This window comes from Lysobacter antibioticus (assembly GCF_000731095.1).
Taxonomy (GTDB): Bacteria; Pseudomonadota; Gammaproteobacteria; order Xanthomonadales; family Xanthomonadaceae; genus Lysobacter; species Lysobacter antibioticus_B.
In genome coordinates, this window is record NZ_JMTZ01000017.1 from 1 (window position 1) to 1,435 (window position 1,435).

2 protein-coding genes are annotated in these 1,435 nt (G+C 68.2%); both read left to right on the plus strand.

Features of this window, described 5'->3' with window-relative positions; all coding sequences use genetic code 11:
• Positions 1-350 precede the first annotated feature (350 nt).
• Positions 351-698: a hypothetical protein gene (locus EX88_RS25795; RefSeq protein ID WP_152566143.1), complete on the plus strand. Its 348-nt coding sequence runs from the start codon at positions 351-353 to the stop codon at positions 696-698.
• Positions 699-719: 21 nt separating this feature from the next.
• Positions 720-1,435 (plus strand): condensation domain-containing protein (locus tag EX88_RS0106925; RefSeq protein ID WP_031371276.1); only part of this gene is annotated, 716 nt, incomplete at its 3' end.

Consider the following 1,435-nt stretch of genomic DNA (forward strand, 5'->3'; position numbering starts at 1 on the left):
CAAGCGGCCGGCCTCGCGCATCGCGACGCCGGCACGAGCCGCGACACCGAACGGTGCCGCGGCTCTTTCATTTGTGCGACCCATGAACGCACTGGACCGACTGCGCGGCAGCCCATCGGTTGACGTCGCGTCTGCATCCGAGACTGCGGCAGTGCACGCATCGTTCGCGTGTCCGCGATCACGAGAGCAGCGATCGCGTGCGAATGCGAGACCGACCCTAGCCGCGCGAAGCGGGCCCTGAAGCAGCGTTTCTGCGATTGCCGACGCGATGCGCCGGGCACTTCCGTGCCGGATTCGAAGCATGGAGTCCCGCGGCCATCACAGTTATCCGTTTACGCGCGGATAGGGACATGGACGCGTCAACGACGCGTTGCATACTCGCGGCGCATCGCAACGAGCCTGTGCGGCCGGTCGCGTTATGGCAAGCCGCGCCGTCATCGTTTCGTCATCCACGCTGCGCATGCGACGAGCAGGGGCGTCCGCATCGCGGCTTGCGATACCTGCCGCGGTTCGGTGCTCGCCGCTCCGATCGCGGCACGCGACTTCATCGCTCGCCCATCGCCGCATCGGCTGCCCCCTGCGCATGCCGAGCGCTGCGCGGGCACTCATCCTGGAACCGCTCCATGCGCAACGCCCAGATCGAAGACCTGCTGCCGCTGTCGCCGTTGCAGCACGGCTTCCTGTTCCACGCCCTCTAACAAGCGGCAGCGCAAGCGCTGTTGCGGCGCCATGCCAGCCTGCGCGCGGCCTTCGTTCACCACAAGATCAAGGAGCCGGTGCAGGTCATCCAGCGCGAGGTCGAACTGCCCTGGCGCGAGATCGATCTGAGCGATCTGCCTGCGGACGAACGCGCCAAGGCGTTGGCGCAGGCGATCGCCGACGACCAGCAACAACGCTTCGAACTGACCCGCGCGCCGCTGCTGCGCTTCGTGCTGGTGCGCGAGTCGGCGACACGGCATTACCTGGTGTTCACCAGCCATCACATCCTGCTCGACGGTTGGTCTTCGCCGATCCTGTTGCAGGAGCTGTTCGCGCTGTACCGCAACGGCGCCGACGTGCAGGCGCTGCCGCGGGTCACGCCCTACCGCGACTACATGCGCTGGCTGACCTCGCGCGACGCCGCCGCGGCGCGCAGCGCCTGGCGCGACGCCTTCGCCGGCTTCGAAGAGCCCAGCCGGATCGCGCCTGCCACGACCGCAGCGGCGGTGCCCGACACCTTGCGCATCGACCTGCCCGATGCCCTGGTGCAGTCGTTGACCCGACTTACGCGCGGCCTCGGCGTGACCCTCAACACCGTGGTGCAGGCGGCGTGGGGGCTGTTGCTCGGTCGGCTTACGCATCGTCGTGACGTCGCCTTCGGCACCACCGTCTCGGGCCGGCCGCCGGAGCTGGCCGGCGTCGAGCAGATGGTCGGTTTGTTCATCAACACCTTGCC